14 protein-coding genes and 4 tRNA genes are annotated in these 17,261 nt (G+C 41.5%); 14 read left to right on the forward strand and 4 right to left on the reverse strand.

What is annotated here, in order from left to right; all coding sequences use genetic code 11:
* Positions 1-4 precede the first annotated feature (4 nt).
* The 5 genes from T501_RS08710 to T501_RS08725 all read left to right on the forward strand — a co-directional run bounded on the left by T501_RS08710 (position 5) and on the right by T501_RS08725 (position 5,785).
* Positions 5-1,849 carry a cellulase family glycosylhydrolase gene (locus T501_RS08710; RefSeq protein ID WP_155994823.1) on the forward strand — a complete coding sequence of 615 codons (1,845 nt, stop codon included), beginning with the start codon at positions 5-7 and terminating at the stop codon, positions 1,847-1,849.
* A 109-nt stretch (positions 1,850-1,958) separates the two neighbouring features.
* Entirely contained in the window at positions 1,959-3,155 is a 1,197-nt protein-coding gene (locus T501_RS08715) for an AGE family epimerase/isomerase (RefSeq protein ID WP_044914350.1), read from the forward strand.
* Positions 3,156-4,328, forward strand: coding sequence for a glycoside hydrolase family 130 protein (locus T501_RS08720; RefSeq protein WP_044914351.1), 1,173 nt, complete (start codon positions 3,156-3,158; stop codon positions 4,326-4,328). It abuts the gene before it with no gap.
* A 602-nt stretch (positions 4,329-4,930) separates the two neighbouring features.
* Positions 4,931-5,191 (forward strand): hypothetical protein, encoded by a 261-nt coding sequence (locus T501_RS22110; protein ID WP_242845508.1) that lies wholly within the window; start codon positions 4,931-4,933, stop codon positions 5,189-5,191.
* Between the two features lie 12 nt (positions 5,192-5,203).
* On the forward strand, positions 5,204-5,785 hold the full coding sequence (locus T501_RS08725) for a hypothetical protein (protein ID WP_242845509.1): 582 nt from the start codon (positions 5,204-5,206) through the stop codon (positions 5,783-5,785).
* A gap of 327 nt (positions 5,786-6,112) precedes the next feature.
* On the opposite strand, the gene T501_RS08730 is transcribed toward T501_RS08725, so the two are convergent.
* The 3 genes from T501_RS08730 to T501_RS08740 form a co-directional block, all read right to left on the reverse strand.
* Positions 6,113-6,183: transfer RNA gene (locus T501_RS08730), tRNA-Gly, on the reverse strand.
* A 96-nt stretch (positions 6,184-6,279) separates the two neighbouring features.
* Positions 6,280-6,350: transfer RNA gene (locus tag T501_RS08735), tRNA-Gly, on the reverse strand.
* 24 nt (positions 6,351-6,374) lie between these two features.
* Positions 6,375-6,448: transfer RNA gene (locus T501_RS08740), tRNA-Pro, on the reverse strand.
* A 207-nt stretch (positions 6,449-6,655) separates the two neighbouring features.
* Between T501_RS08740 and T501_RS08745 the strand changes: the two genes are divergently transcribed.
* From T501_RS08745 to T501_RS08775, 7 genes are all read left to right on the forward strand, one after another.
* On the forward strand, positions 6,656-7,951 hold the full coding sequence (locus T501_RS08745) for a sensor histidine kinase (protein WP_044914352.1): 1,296 nt from the start codon (positions 6,656-6,658) through the stop codon (positions 7,949-7,951).
* Between the two features lie 51 nt (positions 7,952-8,002).
* Positions 8,003-8,815: a LytR/AlgR family response regulator transcription factor gene (locus T501_RS08750; protein WP_026511212.1), complete on the forward strand. Its 813-nt coding sequence runs from the start codon at positions 8,003-8,005 to the stop codon at positions 8,813-8,815.
* A gap of 358 nt (positions 8,816-9,173) precedes the next feature.
* The gene (locus T501_RS08755; RefSeq protein ID WP_050008216.1) at positions 9,174-10,166 is read left to right on the forward strand and encodes a transporter substrate-binding domain-containing protein; all 993 of its coding nucleotides are present in this window, start codon (positions 9,174-9,176) and stop codon (positions 10,164-10,166) included.
* 174 nt (positions 10,167-10,340) lie between these two features.
* A complete protein-coding gene (locus T501_RS08760; RefSeq protein WP_026511211.1) occupies positions 10,341-11,129 on the forward strand; it encodes an amino acid ABC transporter permease in 789 nt (262 codons plus the stop codon).
* Positions 11,113-11,889, forward strand: coding sequence for an amino acid ABC transporter ATP-binding protein (locus T501_RS08765; protein ID WP_026511210.1), 777 nt, complete (start codon positions 11,113-11,115; stop codon positions 11,887-11,889). The genes T501_RS08760 and T501_RS08765 overlap by 17 nt, the downstream gene beginning before the upstream one ends.
* Before the next feature lie 16 nt (positions 11,890-11,905).
* The gene (locus T501_RS08770) at positions 11,906-13,453 is read left to right on the forward strand and encodes an amidohydrolase (protein ID WP_044914354.1); all 1,548 of its coding nucleotides are present in this window, start codon (positions 11,906-11,908) and stop codon (positions 13,451-13,453) included.
* 35 nt (positions 13,454-13,488) lie between these two features.
* A tRNA-Leu gene (locus tag T501_RS08775) sits at positions 13,489-13,570 on the forward strand.
* Positions 13,571-13,699: 129 nt separating this feature from the next.
* Here T501_RS08775 and T501_RS22870 read toward each other — a convergent pair.
* Positions 13,700-13,888 carry a tyrosine-type recombinase/integrase gene (locus T501_RS22870; protein ID WP_044914355.1) on the reverse strand — a complete coding sequence of 63 codons (189 nt, stop codon included), beginning with the start codon at positions 13,886-13,888 and terminating at the stop codon, positions 13,700-13,702.
* Positions 13,889-14,279: 391 nt separating this feature from the next.
* Between T501_RS22870 and T501_RS08785 the strand changes: the two genes are divergently transcribed.
* Both T501_RS08785 and T501_RS08790 read left to right on the forward strand, forming a co-directional pair.
* Entirely contained in the window at positions 14,280-15,545 is a 1,266-nt protein-coding gene (locus tag T501_RS08785; protein WP_044914356.1) for a hypothetical protein, read from the forward strand.
* Between the two features lie 315 nt (positions 15,546-15,860).
* The gene (locus tag T501_RS08790) at positions 15,861-17,246 is read left to right on the forward strand and encodes an ABC transporter substrate-binding protein (protein ID WP_044914358.1); all 1,386 of its coding nucleotides are present in this window, start codon (positions 15,861-15,863) and stop codon (positions 17,244-17,246) included.
* Positions 17,247-17,261 lie beyond the last annotated feature (15 nt).

The following is a 17,261-nucleotide window of genomic DNA, read 5'->3' on the forward strand; positions in this document are numbered from 1 at the left end:
TTAAGTGAGTAGTTTTAAGAATTTTATAACCTGTGAGGGAACAAGGCTCATGGATGGCGATAAGGAGCTGAGATTCATATCCCTCAATTATCCCCAGGCAACAAGCGACAATCCCTGGGAACAGGAAAATGCTATAAAGACCATCAAGGCAATGGGTGGTAAAGTGACAAGAACCTATGTTATGCCTGTTTATAACAGTCAGAATGAAAAATGGGCATATGTCACGGGAGTTGATGCTGATGACAACCTGATTTTTAACGAGGACGCCTTAAATGCTCTGGATAATCTTCTGGCGGTCTGTAATAAGCATGGAATCAGAGTGATCATTCCTTTCGTGGATCACTGGCACTGGGTAGGAGGAATGGAGAGCTATGTGTGGCTCGCAGGACTTTCAGAGGGCGATACCCCAAGGAGAGGAACCTTCTACGATTGGGCATGGAAATTCTATTCGGAAGAAAAACCAAGGCATTATTTCAAGCAGATGATAGAACACCTTCTTGATAGAAAGAACACTGTCACCGGGGTGAAATACAAGGATGATAAAGCAATCCTTTGCTGGGAGACGGGAAATGAACTTGGGGGCAATCCCAAGGCTCAGGAGGATCATGATGCAGAGCTGACTGAGTGGACCAGAGATATTGCAGGATTTGTTAAGAGTCTGGATGAAAACCATCTGGTCCTGGACGGAAGAATGTCAACAACAACGAGCAGCAGAAAAAGTGATAACCCCTCAGATATTCTGGGAGCTCATTATTATGAAGGTGATTTTGCCCAAAGATGTGCGGAAGAGACTGATATAGTCCACTGCGAGGCGCAAAAGCCTTACATTCTAGGGGAGTTTGGAACCTATGTATCAGCTGAGCCCTGCAACCGTGTGTTTGAGGAAGCTGTAAAACATAATGCAAACGGCACAATGATGTGGAGTCTCAGAGCTCACAAGGATGGATATGGTTTCTATTTTCATGATGAGGATGGATACTGGGCATCCTATCACTGGCCTGGATTCCCTGCAGGAAGCTATTACGGTGAGCGTGAGATTTTGCGAAGTGTTTATGCCTATGCACAGATAGTGAATAATAATGCATCAAATTATGATGAGGCGAAAAATATTCCTATTCCTGCGCCTGAGACGGATGAGGCACCTTTGCTATACGAAGAGAGCTTTAAAGGCTCAAGTGTTTCAGACATTAAATGGCGTGGTGTTGTGGGCGGAGCCTACTACGAAATCCAGAGAATGGAAGTCGTAGCAGATGAGAACACAGATGAGAGCAGCTGGGTGACAATAGCTTCGGAAAATGAAAAAGTATATGACAGCGGAAGAAACTGGGAGGATGACAGAGACTGCATAGCGGGCTTTAATGATGAGACCGCGATAGACGGACGAACCTATTCCTATAGGCTAAGAGCCTGCAATGAAAGCGGAAAAGGTCTGTGGTCAAACATAGTCACTGTGAAAAAGGTCTGCCATAAGCTGGTGGATCCACTTGATCTTATTTCCGTATCTATCGATGATCCAAATCCTACCGAAATCCGTCGCACCTACAGTAGTTTTCACAGCCTTTGCATCAAGTGCGAGGATGGAAAAATATTCAATTGTTCTGACTCTGAGGAAGGCTTTATCGAATATAGCTCACGTATTCCTATCAAAAGCGTAAATGTGGAATTACACGGGAATCCCGATAAAATCAGGCTATGCGCATCAGAGGATGGAACGAACTATGAAGAAATCAAAGATGTCTTAAATGTAAGTGATAAGAAAATGTACTACAACTTCAGACTTTTCCTTGCACCGGGTAGCAACGAGACGGTGGATTCGGTGACATTCTTATATGAAAATAGCGGCTTATGATGATGCCGGCATTATTTCAGATAGAGTAGGGATAACAGGTGATAAGCCCTTGTAAACTATCTGCTTTTTGCCAACAGGAATTCATTAGTAATATTTTTGAGGATACCAAATGATAGATGAAATACAAAAGGAATTAAATGAACACATCATTCCCTTCTGGAAAGGGCTTAAAGACAATGAATATGGCGGTTATTACGGATATTTGGACTATGACCTTAAGCTTGATAAAAAGGCGGAAAAGGGTGCCATACTTAACAGCCGTATACTCTGGTTCTTTTCAAGGGCGTTTAATGAGTTAAAAGACAAGTCTCTTCTTGAAGAGGCGGAGCATGCCTACAGATTTATGAAAGAAAAAATGATCGGCGACGGAACAAACGGAATATGCTGGTCTGTTACCTATGACGGAAAAGTGCTTGATGGTACAAGGCACACATACAATCAGGCCTTTGCTATATATGCCCTCTCTGAGTTTTACAGAGCATCCGGGGAGCGTGAGGCTCTTTTGATGGCTCATGAACTCTTTACAGTGATTGAGGAAAAGTGCAGGGATAATGACGGATATCTGGAAGCTTTTGATGAAGATTTTAACCTCCTTCCAAATGACAAACTTTCAGAGAACGGAGTTATGGCTGACAGAACAATGAATACAGCTCTTCATGTGCTTGAAGCCTACACGCTTTTGTATGAAGTGACAGAGGACTCCGGGCAAAAAGGAGCTGTGGGAGACAGGCTTGCTGAGCTTTTACATATTGTGAAGGACAGGATTTACAACAAGGAAAAGCGCAGGCAGGAAGTCTTTTTTGACATGAACTATAATAGCCTTCTTGATCTTCACAGCTATGGACATGATATAGAGGCTTCCTGGCTTATTGATTTGGCTCTTGATACCCTGGATGGAAAGCATCTTGATAAAAATGATGCAGATGAAATAAGAAGTATGAATCTTGAAATGGTGGAGAATACCTACAACAAAGCCTTTATTGACGGCTCCTTTGTCAACGAGTGTGAAGAAGGAAAAGTGGATAAAACAAGAATCTGGTGGGTACAGTCAGAAGCTATGGTGGGATTCGTGAACGGATATCAAAGAAGCGGAGAGACTAAATATCTTCAGGCTGCGAAAAGCATCTGGGAATATACGAAAAATCATATGATCGACAAAAGACCGGGCTCCGAGTGGTTCTGGCAGGTTGATGAATATGCAAATCCCGGACAAAGGCCTATTGTAGAGCCCTGGAAGTGTCCCTATCACAACGGAAGGATGTGCTTTGAGATAACGAAAAGATTGCGAAAAGGAGAGGAACAATAAATGATTCACGAAAAGTATTATGAGGAGTTTGAAAAACAGGAAAAACTCCTTAATAGAAAGAATGAACCGGCACCCTTTTATAACGGACTGTACGATAGATATAAATACCCTGTTCTCACAAGAGAGCATATTCCGCTTACCTGGAGATATGATCTTAACAAGGACACCAATCCTTATTTTATGGAGAGACTTGGTGTGAATGCGGTCATGAATTCGGGAGCAATTTATTTAAACGGAAAATATTATCTTGTTGCCCGGATCGAGGGGAATGATAGGAAGTCCTTCTTTGGGGTTGCTGAGAGTGACAATGGAATAGATAATTTCAGATTCTGGGATCATCCTGTTCTTTTGGAGGACACTTGCAAAGAAGAAACGAATGTATATGACATGAGACTTACTCAGCATGAAGATGGCTATATCTATGGCGTTTTCTGCTCTGAGAGTAAGGATACCTCAGTAAATGATCTGTCTGCAGCTGTGGCAGCAGCCGGTATAGTAAGAACAAGGGATTTGAAAAACTGGGAAAGACTCCCTAACCTTGTTACACTTCGCAGTCCTCAGCAGAGGAATGTGGTGCTTCATCCGGAATTTGTTGATGGAAAGTATGCCTTCTACACAAGACCGATGGATGATTTTATCGAAACAGGAAGTGGCAGCGGAATTGGCTTTGGTCTGTGTGAAGATATAACAAAGGCGGTTATCGATGAGGAAAAGATGACTAGCCTTCGCAAATACCACACCATTACTGAGGCTAAGAACGGAGCCGGCGCTGTGCCTATAAAGACAGACAGAGGATGGATTCATATTGCGCACGGGGTTAGAAATACAGCCGCGGGTCTTAGATATGTTCTGTATTGTTTTGTGACAGACTTAAATGACCCTTCAAAGGTGATTGCCGAGCCCTCAGGACTTTTGATAGGACCAAGAGGTGAGGAGAGAGTAGGGGATGTCTCCAATGTAGTATTCACCAACGGGGCTATCGTGAATGAAAAAAACGAAGTGTTCATCTACTATGCATCATCAGATACCAGAATGCATGTAGCTACAACCACCATCGACAAACTCCTTGATTTCTGCTTCGAAACACCGCAGGATCCCGGAAGATCGGTGCTGTGCGTAAAGCAGAGAGATGAACTTATAAACAGAAATCTTGAACTACTGAAAGAAAATTAACGGGAAAAGCGGGTGATGGGGCGCTGCTCGTCCGGGGGACAAGCGTTCAGCGCCGACCGTTGCTGGATGTCCGGGGGACATCCGTTTAGCAACGACCGAAGTGGAACGGAGACGTGAAACGGAGACTCGAACCATGGGTTCGAGGGCTCCGCTCGCTTAAAAAATAGGGGCTGTCACACTAAATTAGTGCGACAGCCCCTTTTTTTTACTGAACGACTCTTTTAAGCAAACATGTGAAGCCACAAAAGCCTTGAGTGTACTATAAATACAGGCTTTTCCGACTTATAATGTGATATAAGTACCTCCGGAGAGTATCACATGATTCGGAGTATTATACAATTAAGAAATATGGATTGTTTGAGGATGATACAAAAAACATCAAAGATTGCTGGAACAAGGCTTTGAAAATTTTTCTGTAAATAAGGAAATCCTATGATAATTTAGGTTTATGAAGGATGTGGTCAGATTGGCTCCATCCTTTTTTGAATAAACAATCTGATATCAAGCAAGTCAATGATTTTTTATATCTGGAGCATATTATCAGTTCATAAATGATTTCAATATGGTAAAACTATATTAGAAATAAGTATAGAGGTAAAAGCGTGGAAAATAAAGATATTGTGTCAGCAACTGAGCCAGTTATGAAACGTACCATCAAGGACAGTGTATTTACAGACCTGTTTGGTATTCCCAAATACCTTATAAAATTGTATAGAGCTCTTCATCCCGAGGATAAAATAACCGAAGAAAATGATATAACAGATGTGACTATAAAGAATATCCTAACGGATGCTCCTTATAATGATTTAGCCTTCAGAATTGGGGATACAGTGCTGTTGCTCCTGGAGCAGCAATCCACATGATCGGTAAATATCGTGATTCGCGAACTTATGTATTTGATGCAGACCTACAACGAGTACTGCACAACAAACGGTATTGACCTGTATCATAGTAAGAAGGCTAAACTTCCAAGACCTGAGCTGTATGTCCTGTATATAGGTGAAAGAAAAAATCGCCCAGAATTTATCTCCTTTAAGGACGAGTTTTTTCCTGACCAGGATATTACGATAGATGCGAAAGTAAAAGTAATCTATGACGGGCAGCCCGGAGACATTATAAATCAATATGTCAGGTTCACAAAAGTTGCTAATGATCAAATCAAAAAATACGGCAGAACAAAGAAGGCTATAGAAGAAACCATCCGAATCTGCAAGGATGAGAATGTCCTTACGGAGTACCTGAGAGAAAGAGAGGTGGAGGTTATGGATATCATGACTGCATTATTTGACGAAGAAGAAATTTCAAGAAGACATGATTTGAGCGTTGAAAAAGATAAAGCAGAGAGCATAGCAAAAAAGCTGATAGCTAATGGAAAAATGTCACTTGAGGAAATAGCTGAATGCGCAGGCTTGACACTTAAAGAAGTGGAAAAACTTGCAAATATAGAGCTTGTCTAGTATTTGCATTAGGGCGAACTATATAATTATATTGGTCTTGATTGGTGAACCTCCACCAGAATCCAAGCGAGGAATGATAATGATTAGTAAGTATAATAATCCCATGGGCGCAACCCATGGGATTATTTTTATACACATCTGATAATTTGAGCGGTGAATAGAACTCTTTTTTGATGTTTTTTAACCTATAAAACAAAATGATTCCAATTGATGTGAGATTATACAACTGCGATAATGGAAGATTATAAGCAAGGTTCAGCTACTATGCACTATGGTCAACGCATAAAAAATGCCCTCAAATCCGCATGGATTCTGGGCAAACAAAAAAGCGGGTGATGGGAATCGAACCCACGTATCCAGCTTGGAAGGCTGGTGTTCTACCATTGAACTACACCCGCAAATACAAATATTAGACTTTTGAATCAGGGTAACAGGATTCATACCTGCGACCTTTTCATGAAAATAACCTAGGACAAAATCTAGGTTATTACTTAAGCGGGTGATGGGAATCGAACCCACGTATCCAGCTTGGAAGGCTGGTGTTCTACCATTGAACTACACCCGCAAATACGAATATTGGATTTTTAAATCGGGGTGACAGGATTCGAACCTGCGACCTCCTGGTCCCAAACCAGGCGCTCTACCAAGCTAAGCCACACCCCGTTTGGAAGCGTTTCGATCATTGCCTGTCCCGCAACGCAAGTAAGATATTATCATCTAGTGATTTAGATGTCAACACATTTTCAAAGTTTTTTTGAAATTTTTTGAAAAACTTGTTATATTATGAAAGACGATGCCGAGAATGCAGTAAATATCTGCCTTTTCGGATACAACAGGTTTTAAAATTTTTTAGCGGGAGAGTAATTTTTTATGGATCATACTATTGATTATGTCAATTTGGGAATAGCAGCCTTCCTTTTGGCGATAATGTGCATCAAATTATTCGGAGATATTCATCTGAGGAAGGCGTCCAATAAAGAACGTTTACAGTTCACTAAGATGCTTGTTGCGAATTCCATTATGCTTCTGGCTGTTATCCTGGGCAAAATTTTTGTCTGCACTATTAAAAACGATATGCTTCTGATTTTTTTGTCCACAGTGGCCTATGCAGTTTATTTTGTGGGGTTTTATATGCTGCTTGGATTTTATTCGGTTTACGTTACCTACTATATTTCAAGAATGAGCGGTAAGAAGCTCAAGATTAGAGTGTTTATACTGTTTCTTGTGATCAGTTATCTGGTGATGCTGGTATTTTATCTTTTTAGGGGCGGAGTCATATCATTTGACGGGAATAACTTTGAAAAAGGTCCTCTTTACTTTATTGGACAGGTTGGCGGGTATTCGCTTCTTTTCCTTACCTTCATATATATGGTGGTCTATCGTCAGTACCTGAAATTAAATAATATCCTAAGACTTCTGTCAATTGTATTTTTTCCGCTTATCGGTGTCATCATACGGTCGTTTGTTCCTGACCTTGAGGTATTGCCGTATTCCTTTTGCCTGTCACTGATTTTTATGGATAATACATTCCAGTATGAGCAGGAGAGGCTTATCCTTGAGCAGGAAGATAAGATTTCCAGAGACAGGATTAAGATCCTGCTTAGCCAGATAAGACCGCATTTTTTATATAATGTGCTTAATTCCATCTATGTACTGTGTGAAAAAGATCCTGAAAAGGCCCAGGAAGCCATTGGACGTTTTGCTGATTATCTCAGGGGCAATCTTGACAGTCTTGAAAAAGCGGAGTGCATAACCCTTCAAAAGGAAATGGACCATGTGACCAATTACCTTAGTCTTGAAAAAATGAGATTCAGAGAGAAACTTACAATAAAATATGACATCAAAGATGAGAGATTTTTGCTCCCGGCACTGTCTGTGCAGCTTCTTGTGGAAAATGCGGTTAAGCATGGAATACATAAAAAAGAAGAAGGTGGAATTGTTCGTGTTGAAAGTTTTTCAGATGAAGATTACTATTATGTAGTTGTTGAGGATAACGGAGTCGGATTTGATTCAGAGGAGATTAAGAACAGCGACGGACTTCATATCGGACTGGATAATTTAAGGGAGCGTCTGCTTACCATGTGTAAAGGCCTTTTGATAATAGAAAGTACGAAGGGCGTCGGCACAAAATCAACTATCAAAATTCCAAAAGTGGGTTATAATTGAATAATATATGCATAAAAATAGATTATTGTTTATAGAGGGGATAATGGGAAAATGAGAATTATAGCAGTTGACGATGAGGAACTGGCACTTGAGGGATGTATAAATGCTATAAAGAAGGTTGAACCATCAGCATCAATTAACGGCTTTACAAGTGGGAAAAAAGCTATTCAAAAAGCGGACGAGATCGCTCCGGAGGTGGCTTTTCTCGACGTTGAAATGAGAACGGATAATGGAATTGATGTGGCAAAAAAGCTTCAGGAGAAAAATCCTAAAATAAATATCATTTTTGTCACAGGATATTCAGATTATATGCAGCAGGCTTTTGAGATTTATGCAAGTGGGTATATCATGAAGCCTGTTACCGCTGCCAAGGTTAAGGCAGAGCTGGAACATTTACGATTTCCGGTGGAAAAAGAGGATGATTCAAAGAGTAACAAATTGAAGGTACATACATTTGGAGAATTTGAGGTTTTCACCTCAAACGGCGTACCTCTGGATTTTGTTTACAGTAAGACAAGGGAGCTTCTGGCGGTGCTTATAGACGCGAACGGAGCAATGCAGACTTTGAATCAGATCATGGAAAAAATATGGCAGGATGAAGATGATGCGGGAAGCCACAGATCCTATATGAGGAACCTGTTTGCGGATATGAGCAACATATTTGCTGAGCATGGCTGCGCAGAGGCTTTGATCAGAAGAAGAGGAGAGGCAGGAATAAACAAGGAATATTTTGATTGTGACTATTTTGATTTCCTGGCCGGAAATAGAAATGAGACCGGTTTCGTGGGTGAGTATATGAATCAATATAGCTGGGCAGAATCCACCCTTGGAAAACTTTTTCAACTGTCTGATAATGTTTTATAAAATTTAATTTATTCATAACTATGAGGCGCAAAACCGCACCACTACTGTATTTAGTGGATGTGACACTTTTGTGACACTATATATGAGATAATAAAGTCCCAAATGATTTCCTCTATTATATAGTTCCCTCTATAATAATTAAGGATGAGAGAAGCGCTTGTTTATTCAGGCGCTTTTTTCATGCCCTTTTATAGCAATAATTATTGATGTTTTTTAATTTAAGGGGTTGATAAAATACATCAATTGTATTATTATGTATAAAACGAACACGGAAATGAATATTTATGCATTTAATAATGCATTATTGATCACAATTCGTATTCAGTAAGTAAATGCGGATATTGAAGGAGGATTTATTATGAAGAAGAAATTTATTGCTGCTATGTTAGTAGGTGCTATGACATTAAGTATGACAGCCTGCGGTGGATCTGCCAAGGACACAGGCGTTGCTACAGAGGCTGAGAGCACTGCTGAGGCTTCAACAGAGGCTGAGAGCGCAGCTGCTGAAGAGAGCACAGAAACCGCTGAGGAGAATACAGAGGCTGCTGATGACAGCGCAGAGACAGAAACTGCTGAAGATAACACAGAGAGCGCTTCTGCTGACATCTCAACCGTAACGGCAGGTAAGCTTACGGTAGCTACTTCACCTGACTTTGCTCCCTATGAGTTTTATGCAGTTGATGAGTCAGGAACACCTAAGCTCGCAGGTTTTGATATTGCTCTTGCTGAGTACATCGCTGATTACCTTGGACTTGAGCTTGAAGTAGTACCTGTTGATTTTGATGGTGTGCTCATGGAGCTTCAGACTAAGGCAGTTGATCTTGGTGTTGCAGGACTTTCTCCTGATCCGAAGCGTGAATCCATTATGGATTTCTCTGATATCTATTACGAAGGCGGACAGTCATTCGTATGCACACAGGAGAACAAGGACAAGTTCACAAGCCTTGAAGATACAAACAATTCTGATATCGAAGTAGGTGCACAGACAGGTTCAATCCAGGTTGACCTTGCTCAGACCAACAGCCCTGATGCAGAGATCATTCAGCTTACTAAGGTTACAGACATCATTGCTGAGCTTCTTGCAGGAAAGCTTGACGGCGCTTACATCGAGACTGCAGTTGCTGAGAGCTATGCCAAGAATTATCCTGAGCTTTGCGTAGTACTTGATGTTCCCTATGACGGAGCAGAAGGTTCTGCAATCGGCATCAGCAAGGGTAACGAAGCTCTTAAGGCAGGTGTTAACGAAGCTATTGCCAAGGCAATCGAAGAAGGAAAGATGGATGAGTTTGTTGCTACTGCAAATGAGCAGGCAAGTGGTGATATTATCGAGGGACTTCTTGACCAGCAGTAATCTGCCTGAAGGATAGGTTTTCAAGATAAAATCCGCAGACAATACGAATTCTGTCAGGACTCGGGAATGAAAGTGTTTCCGAGTCTTGTTTTCTGTTATAATGAATAAAAGTATCGGATTTTCGTAAATTTGATACGGGATAAAACAACCAACAAATTTGAAATGAGGAACACTATGGACAGCTTTATCAAAATTGAGAATTTCTCAAAAATCTCGCCATATGCAAGCCTGTTCTGGCAGGGCGTAGTGGTTACAATCATGTTATCTCTTTTTACTGTTGCCATCGGCTTCGTGCTGGCACTGATTCTCTCTACCATGAGAATGTCAAGATTCTATCCGCTGGCTTTCCTTGGACTTGATTCTGAGGGTCATCAGAAGGAAAAGGGAATAGGCGTAGTGATAGGAAAATTTAACCCTTTAAGTTTTCTTGCAACAGCTTATGTTGAGATTTTGAGATCAACACCTGTTATCGTTCAGGTTGCCATAATTTACTATGGCGTTTTCGGTGCGCTTATAGAGCTGCCAAGTTTTACCTTCCTGGGATTTATAAAATTTGAGCGTTTCTTCCCCGGCGTGGTTGCTCTTGGAATGAACTCAGGAGCATATCTTTGCGAGATCATGAGATCAGGAATCCAGTCAATCGACGGAGGACAGACTGAAGCAGCAAGATCACTGGGAATGAGCCAGTTTCAGAACCTTAAATACATAATTCTTCCGCAGGCTATTAAGAACATTTTGCCTGCGATTGCAAATGAGTTCGTTGTAATTATCAAGGAATCAGCTATTACATATACAATCGGCGTTCAGGATATCATGTCAGCAGTTAACGCAGTAAGAGGCGCGACATTTATTATCATAGAGCCGCTTTTAGTTGCTACGGCGATTTATTTCTGCCTGTGCTTCCCTACAAGTAAACTGATTGCATATTTTGAGAGGAGGATGAGCCGTGGCGACAAGAGATAAACTCATCAGGGTTACAGACCTGGAAAAACATTACAATTTTGGAGCAATTAAGGCTTTGGACGGTGTGACCATCGATATCGACAGAGGAGATGTGATGGTGGTTATAGGACCGTCAGGAAGCGGAAAATCAACATTTCTTCGCTCACTCAATCTTCTGGAGGAGCCTACAGGTGGAGCGATAATTTTTGATGATATCGATATCACCAAGAAGAAATACAAAGATGAAAACGGTAAGTGGGTCAAGGTGGACATAGACCTTCACAGACAAAAGATGGGAATGGTTTTCCAGCATTTTAACCTTTTCCCTCACAAGACGATTATGCAGAACATGATCCTTGCACCTGTTAAGGTGAAAAAAGTCCCTGAGGAAGAAGCAAAGAAAAAAGCTTTAGAGCTTCTTGCTAGAGTAGGACTTGAGGACAGAGCTGATGCTTATCCTATTCAGCTTTCAGGCGGACAAAAACAGCGTATAGCAATTGTGCGTGCGCTTATGATGGAGCCTGAGGTTATGCTTTTTGATGAGCCTACATCTGCACTTGACCCTGAGATGGTAGGTGAAGTTCTGGATGTTATGAAACAGTTGGCAAAAGAAGGCATGACCATGGTGGTTGTTACTCACGAGATGGGATTTGCAAGGGAAGTTGGAAACAGAGTTCTTTTCATGGCTGACGGTAAGCTTCTTGAACATGGAACTCCTGAGGAGATCTTCGAACATCCCAAGCACCCCAGACTTCAGGAATTTTTAAGTAAGGTACTTTGAGGTAGTATCGGAACATATGAACGAACAGAAGACAATTGCGATTAGTGAAATTGAAGACAAACATGAACTTATAGCTGAGGTTGCAGACAAAATCTGGGAGTATGCAGAGCTTTCACTTCAGGAGTATAAATCCTGTGACCTGTATTGCGATACGCTTACAAAAGAAGGATTTCTTGTTGAAAAAGGAATCTGTGATATTCCGACAGCTTTTAAGGCATCCTTTGGAAATGGAAAACCGGTGATCGGAATCCTTGCTGAATATGATGCTCTTTCAGGGCTTTCACAGGAAGGCGGAGCATTGGAACATTCTCCTGTGATACAGGGAGGCGGCGGTCACGGATGCGGCCACAATTTACTTGGGGCAGGGGCATTTGCTGCTGCTTTCGGAATAAAAAAGTATCTGGAGAGCGCAGGTGAAAATAAGGGAACGGTAATCCTGTACGGATGTCCCGGCGAGGAAGGCTGTGCTTCCAAGGCTTTCATGGCAAGGGACGGAGAGTGGGATGATATTGATGCAGCTCTTACCTGGCATCCTGAGGACTGTAATGAAGTTGTCACAGGTTCATCCAATTCATGTATTCAGGTTCAGTACACCTTTCATGGAATTGCTTCTCACGCATCGGCAACTCCTGATAAGGGAAGGAGTGCTCTCGATGCAGTTGAGCTGATGAATATAGGCGTTCAGTTCTTAAGAGAGCATATGAGCGACAGAGCAAGGGTTCATTATGCAATAACTGATGCAGGCGGTGTCAGCCCCAATGTTGTTCAGGCCAAGGCGCAGGTTCTTTATATGGTTCGTTCTAATCATGTGTCTGAAGCGGTTGAACTGCAGAAGCGTGTGGACAAGATCGCGGAAGGCGCAGTTTTGATGACAGAGACCACCTACGAGCGAAAATTTGTTGATGGCCTCTCCGACACAGTTACAAACAGAGTACTGGAGAGAGTACTATATAAAAACTTCGAGGAGCTTGGAGTTCCGGAATATACAAAGGAAGAGCTTCTTTATGCAAAAAAGCTTTCCATGACTTATGAAGACAGTGATCATACTCCGGGTCTTGGCTCAGCTTTTGATATTATGTATGCTGAAAATGTCAAAGGTTTAAGGGCTGAATATGCTAAACAATGCCGGGAAGCATATGAGAGCCTTGGGGATAATGAGGAACCGGAAGATAATAATATCAAAACAGTTGCCGGTGCAAAGGCTTCTGATAAAAGAGTCGGAGGAATGAACGGATTCCTTCTGCCTCATTTTGAAGGAGAGGCTTTTGAACCCGGCTCAACCGATGTTGGAGATGTTAGCTGGTGCTGCCCTACAGCCCAGATACACGTTGCAGCCTGGCCAAACGGCTGCCCCGGACACAGCTGGCAGAACGTCTCATCAGCAAGAACTGAGATAGGCCACAAGGCAGCAGTGCACGCAGGAAAAGTAATATGTGCAGCCGCAATTGACCTTTTTGAGAATCAGGAACTTCTTACAGAAGCAAAAGAGGAGTTCAAAAAGCGCACTACAGGCGGATATATATGCCCTATCCCCAAGGACGCAAAAGCCGAGGCAGTTACTTGACGTAATGAGATTCACGATGTATATTAGAACAGTTAGCAGAAGTGATGGAATTGGCAGACATGCAGGATTTAGGTTCCTGTGCCGCGAGGCGTGTGGGTTCAAGTCCCATCTTCTGCACGAGAGTTGAAGGCTCAGAAAGCTTGAGAAATCAAGTGTTCTGAGCTTTCTTTTTGTTTAATTCAGATACGATGCCCTTTTTCTCCTGGAGCTCCTTCAATTCTGATAGCAGATTACGTATATCCTTGGTTAACGGATATTTTCTACCGCCCTGCGATATCCCCTTCTCATTCTTTGTCCAATCTGCATAGTAGTACTCTTTACCACCTTTTTTCTGTTGGAAAGCTGCTGAGAGTGGATATGAAAATGGTTGCTCTTAATGTCAGACCACTTAAGGGAAGGGAGCTCACCGGCACGCATACCGGTTTCAATAGCCAAGAGGATTGTAAGAGGGATTATTCATCCTATAAGTCCAATAATATTTGAATGTGGACAGCTTTCCGTATGGACATAATGATATATGATATGCTTTTATTCATTTGATCTGAGATGGAGTCAAGTAGGAAGACAACAGTTGTAAACATGCGGCGCCTAGGGCTCTAGGAGTACTTTATATTTATTTAATATTTAAGTAAGAATTGGCATACAATTATATATACGAAAAAATGCTACAATTATAAGCGCTAAACGGCAATACAAGATTCTAAGTAAAGGAGATTCCTGGAAAACAATCAAGGGAATCGACCTGACTGTTGTGAAGGGCGAGCGTATTGCCATTATATGCAAAAATAAATTTGTGATTTATCGCATATGACCAGGGAGAAGAAAGATGACAAGATTCCTTTTTTCTGAAATCAATTCTTTATACGCATCAAGTAAAGAAAGTCCCAATGTCATTCACTTCATAATGAGGATGCAGGACACTATCGATGGAAATATACTTCGACATGCAGTTGATACTACTATGGAGCGTTATCCTTATTTTGCTGTAAAGCTGACAAAAATGGATGACCGGTATGTTTTTGAATCGAATGAGCAACCTGTCGCAGTAGTAAATACTGAAAAAGACATTGAGCTAAACAGCAAAGAATCTAACTTCCATATGTTGGCTTTTTCCTGGCATGACGACATTATCGTACTGAATATCTGTCATGCTCTTACAGATGGAACGGGGGCTTATGAACTCTTAAGAACTTTACTGTATTATTATTGCTCTGAATTTTATAATGTTAAGCTCAGCAGAGATAAGATTCGTCTTAAGGGAGATATTATTCCGCCACAGGAGTGGGATGACCCCACGATCAGCATTCCTGATCCACCCTCGGGTGGCAGCGGAGAAATTCTACCTTCTCTAAATCCTGAGATAGAGAAGAAAAGAGAAGGCGATGTCAGGACTGTATTTGGAATTTCTATAGATGAATCAGAGTTAATGCGCTTTTCTTCTGCTAATGATGGAAGCCCCGGAACGATGACTGCTCTATTTCTAAGCAGAGCTATAGCTGATGTTCATCCTGATAAGGTCAGTCCTATAAGGATCAGCATGTGCGTTAACCAGCGAAAAGCACTGAATGCTCCGCTTGCACACCAAAGTCTTGTTGGTGGAGCATGGCTCGAGTACAAAGAAAAAATGTGGACATGGCCAATTGATAAACAGGCTATGTGCTTCCGGGGAATGGTATTTGCTCAGACGCGGGATGAGAGTGTGCTATCTACGCAAGCCTCAATAAACAGTTTTACGCGAAAGCTTCTGGCACTTCAAACAGATGAAGAGCGGTTTGAAGCCGCCAAAGAAAACAGTCAGTCTCTTAAAGCTGTTCTTTCAGCCACGGTCAGTTATATTGGTAAGGCTAATTTTGGTGAGGCTGAAAAATATATTAAAGAATTTCATACATGGGCACATCCTCTGAATGAAAGCATTTTGCTTGAGGTATCTGCAGTAAATCATGAGGTAACTATTGAGTTTATACAGAACTTTTCGGATCCTGTGTATTTTGATGCTTTTTTAAAAGAACTTAGTAGCAACGGAATCAGATTTGAGCATAAATATACGGAAAAACTGGCTATTCCCAATGTAAGACTTCCCTGGAGCGTGTAGCTATTATGGAAACATACAGAGGAGCAAAGCGAAGAATATTACGTTGATCATATGGTTGTTCATGATTAGTTCTGAACAACCATTTTTATTTGATTTTATCTGAGTTTGTGAGCAAACATTTTGTTTATCAGGTATCGTGGATAATCTTCCCAAAAGCCCCCTAAAACAGTTCCAATGTTGTCAAAAATGTTGTCATATGTCGATGACCTCATAGTCTGTTAAATCTTTATAAAGTCAGTTTTTAGCCACAGTCTTAAAGTATAATGGAAACAAATTAAACTGTTTACTATTAAATGAATTTGAGGGGATTTTGCGATGGAATTTAAATGGAATAACAAACTTCAAAAAATCATTTCATCTTGGTTGTTGGTTTCAACAGTTTTTTCTTTGGGATGCGGTAATGGCACTGCTGATACTGCAGTTGTCGAAGCAACACCCTCCGCGCAGGCAGTTATTGAGGAGGTTTTAAATAATGCCGGCAATCCTGAGAATCTTGTTGCAGAAGAAGGGGCAACCATAGAATTTACCTTCTGGGACGGATCTCCTACGGATATGGAGGCATGGGATACTGTCTTAAACCAGCTCGAGAATGACCATCCTGAGATAACAATCATCAGACAAAGATACCCCTCAACAGAGTACAGAGATGTTATAAATTCAAGAATCAGCCGGGGAGACTGGCCTGATGTCATGAGATATCAGTATCAGTACCTGGGACAGTTCAAGTTACAGGACAGCATGCTTGATCTTACACCTTATCTGTCAAGAGAAAGCCTTGAGGATATCAATGAAGGTTTCATGATGGGTGGCATTCATAATGGAAAGGTGGTTGCATTGCCGCATCACACTGATGTCATCGCCTTGTTTTATAACAAGCGCATGTTTGAGAAGTCCGGCATCAGAATCCCCAAGAGCATGGCTGATGCGTATTCCTGGGATGAATTAAAGGAAATTGCCCGTAAAGTAAAGGAAGACAACAGACTTTATTATGCAGGTACGGGAATATGGCAAAACAATTTGGGCTACAGATTTCTTCCATTTGTTTATATGAACGGTGGAGCACTTCTTAGTGAGGATCAGACCAAAATAACAGTTGATTCCAAGGAGTTTCGCGAGGCTATTCAGTTTTATAAGGACATGAGAGATGAAAATCTGTTTTCTGAGTCCGGTTTCACAGGTCCCCAGGAAGCCAATAACCTTTTCGTCTCTGAGGAAGTTGCATTTGACTTTGCCGGAAGCTGGCACTGCTCATTTATGCAGAAAAACATGCCAGACAACTGGGGTGTGACCTACATGCCTCAAAAGAATGGCAAGACAGGCACTGATATGGGCGGAAATGCACTATTTTGCTATAAAGATACAAAATATCCTAAAGCAGCAGCTATAGTGGCAGAGTATATAACAAGCAAGGAACAGATGAAGACTTTCTGTGAAATAGGCGACTTTATCCCTGTGCGCAAGAGTCTTTTGGAAACCGAGCTTACTTATGCAAATCACAAGCAAGAGATGGAGCTGTTCAAGGAGATAGCAACCACGCTTGATCCCAAGATGGCTGCGGATGAAACCTCTGAACACTTTACTGATCTTAATATAATTTTTGGAAACAACATGGATAAAATTGTATTCGACAGGAATGCAAGTGTTGATGATGTCTTAAAATCGTGCGAGAAGGAGATGCGGACCGCGCTGACCAAAGAATGACATTCGCATTATGAG

The organism is Butyrivibrio sp. WCE2006 (genome assembly GCF_000701985.1).
In the GTDB taxonomy this organism is placed as follows: Bacteria; Bacillota; Clostridia; order Lachnospirales; family Lachnospiraceae; genus Butyrivibrio.

What these genes read in the sequence shown, in the direction of transcription:
- T501_RS08715 (WP_044914350.1), top strand. Translation starts at nt 1,959, where the DNA reads ATGATAGATGAAATACAAAAGGAATTAAATGAACACATCATTCCCTTC.
- T501_RS08720 (WP_044914351.1), top strand. Translation starts at nt 3,156, where the DNA reads ATGATTCACGAAAAGTATTATGAGGAGTTTGAAAAACAGGAAAAACTC.
- T501_RS08745 (WP_044914352.1), top strand. Translation starts at nt 6,656, where the DNA reads ATGGATCATACTATTGATTATGTCAATTTGGGAATAGCAGCCTTCCTT.
- T501_RS08750 (WP_026511212.1), top strand. Translation starts at nt 8,003, where the DNA reads ATGAGAATTATAGCAGTTGACGATGAGGAACTGGCACTTGAGGGATGT.
- T501_RS08755 (WP_050008216.1), top strand. Translation starts at nt 9,174, where the DNA reads ATGAAGAAGAAATTTATTGCTGCTATGTTAGTAGGTGCTATGACATTA.
- T501_RS08760 (WP_026511211.1), top strand. Translation starts at nt 10,341, where the DNA reads ATGGACAGCTTTATCAAAATTGAGAATTTCTCAAAAATCTCGCCATAT.
- T501_RS08770 (WP_044914354.1), top strand. Translation starts at nt 11,906, where the DNA reads ATGAACGAACAGAAGACAATTGCGATTAGTGAAATTGAAGACAAACAT.
- T501_RS08785 (WP_044914356.1), top strand. Translation starts at nt 14,280, where the DNA reads ATGACAAGATTCCTTTTTTCTGAAATCAATTCTTTATACGCATCAAGT.
- T501_RS08790 (WP_044914358.1), top strand. Translation starts at nt 15,861, where the DNA reads ATGGAATTTAAATGGAATAACAAACTTCAAAAAATCATTTCATCTTGG.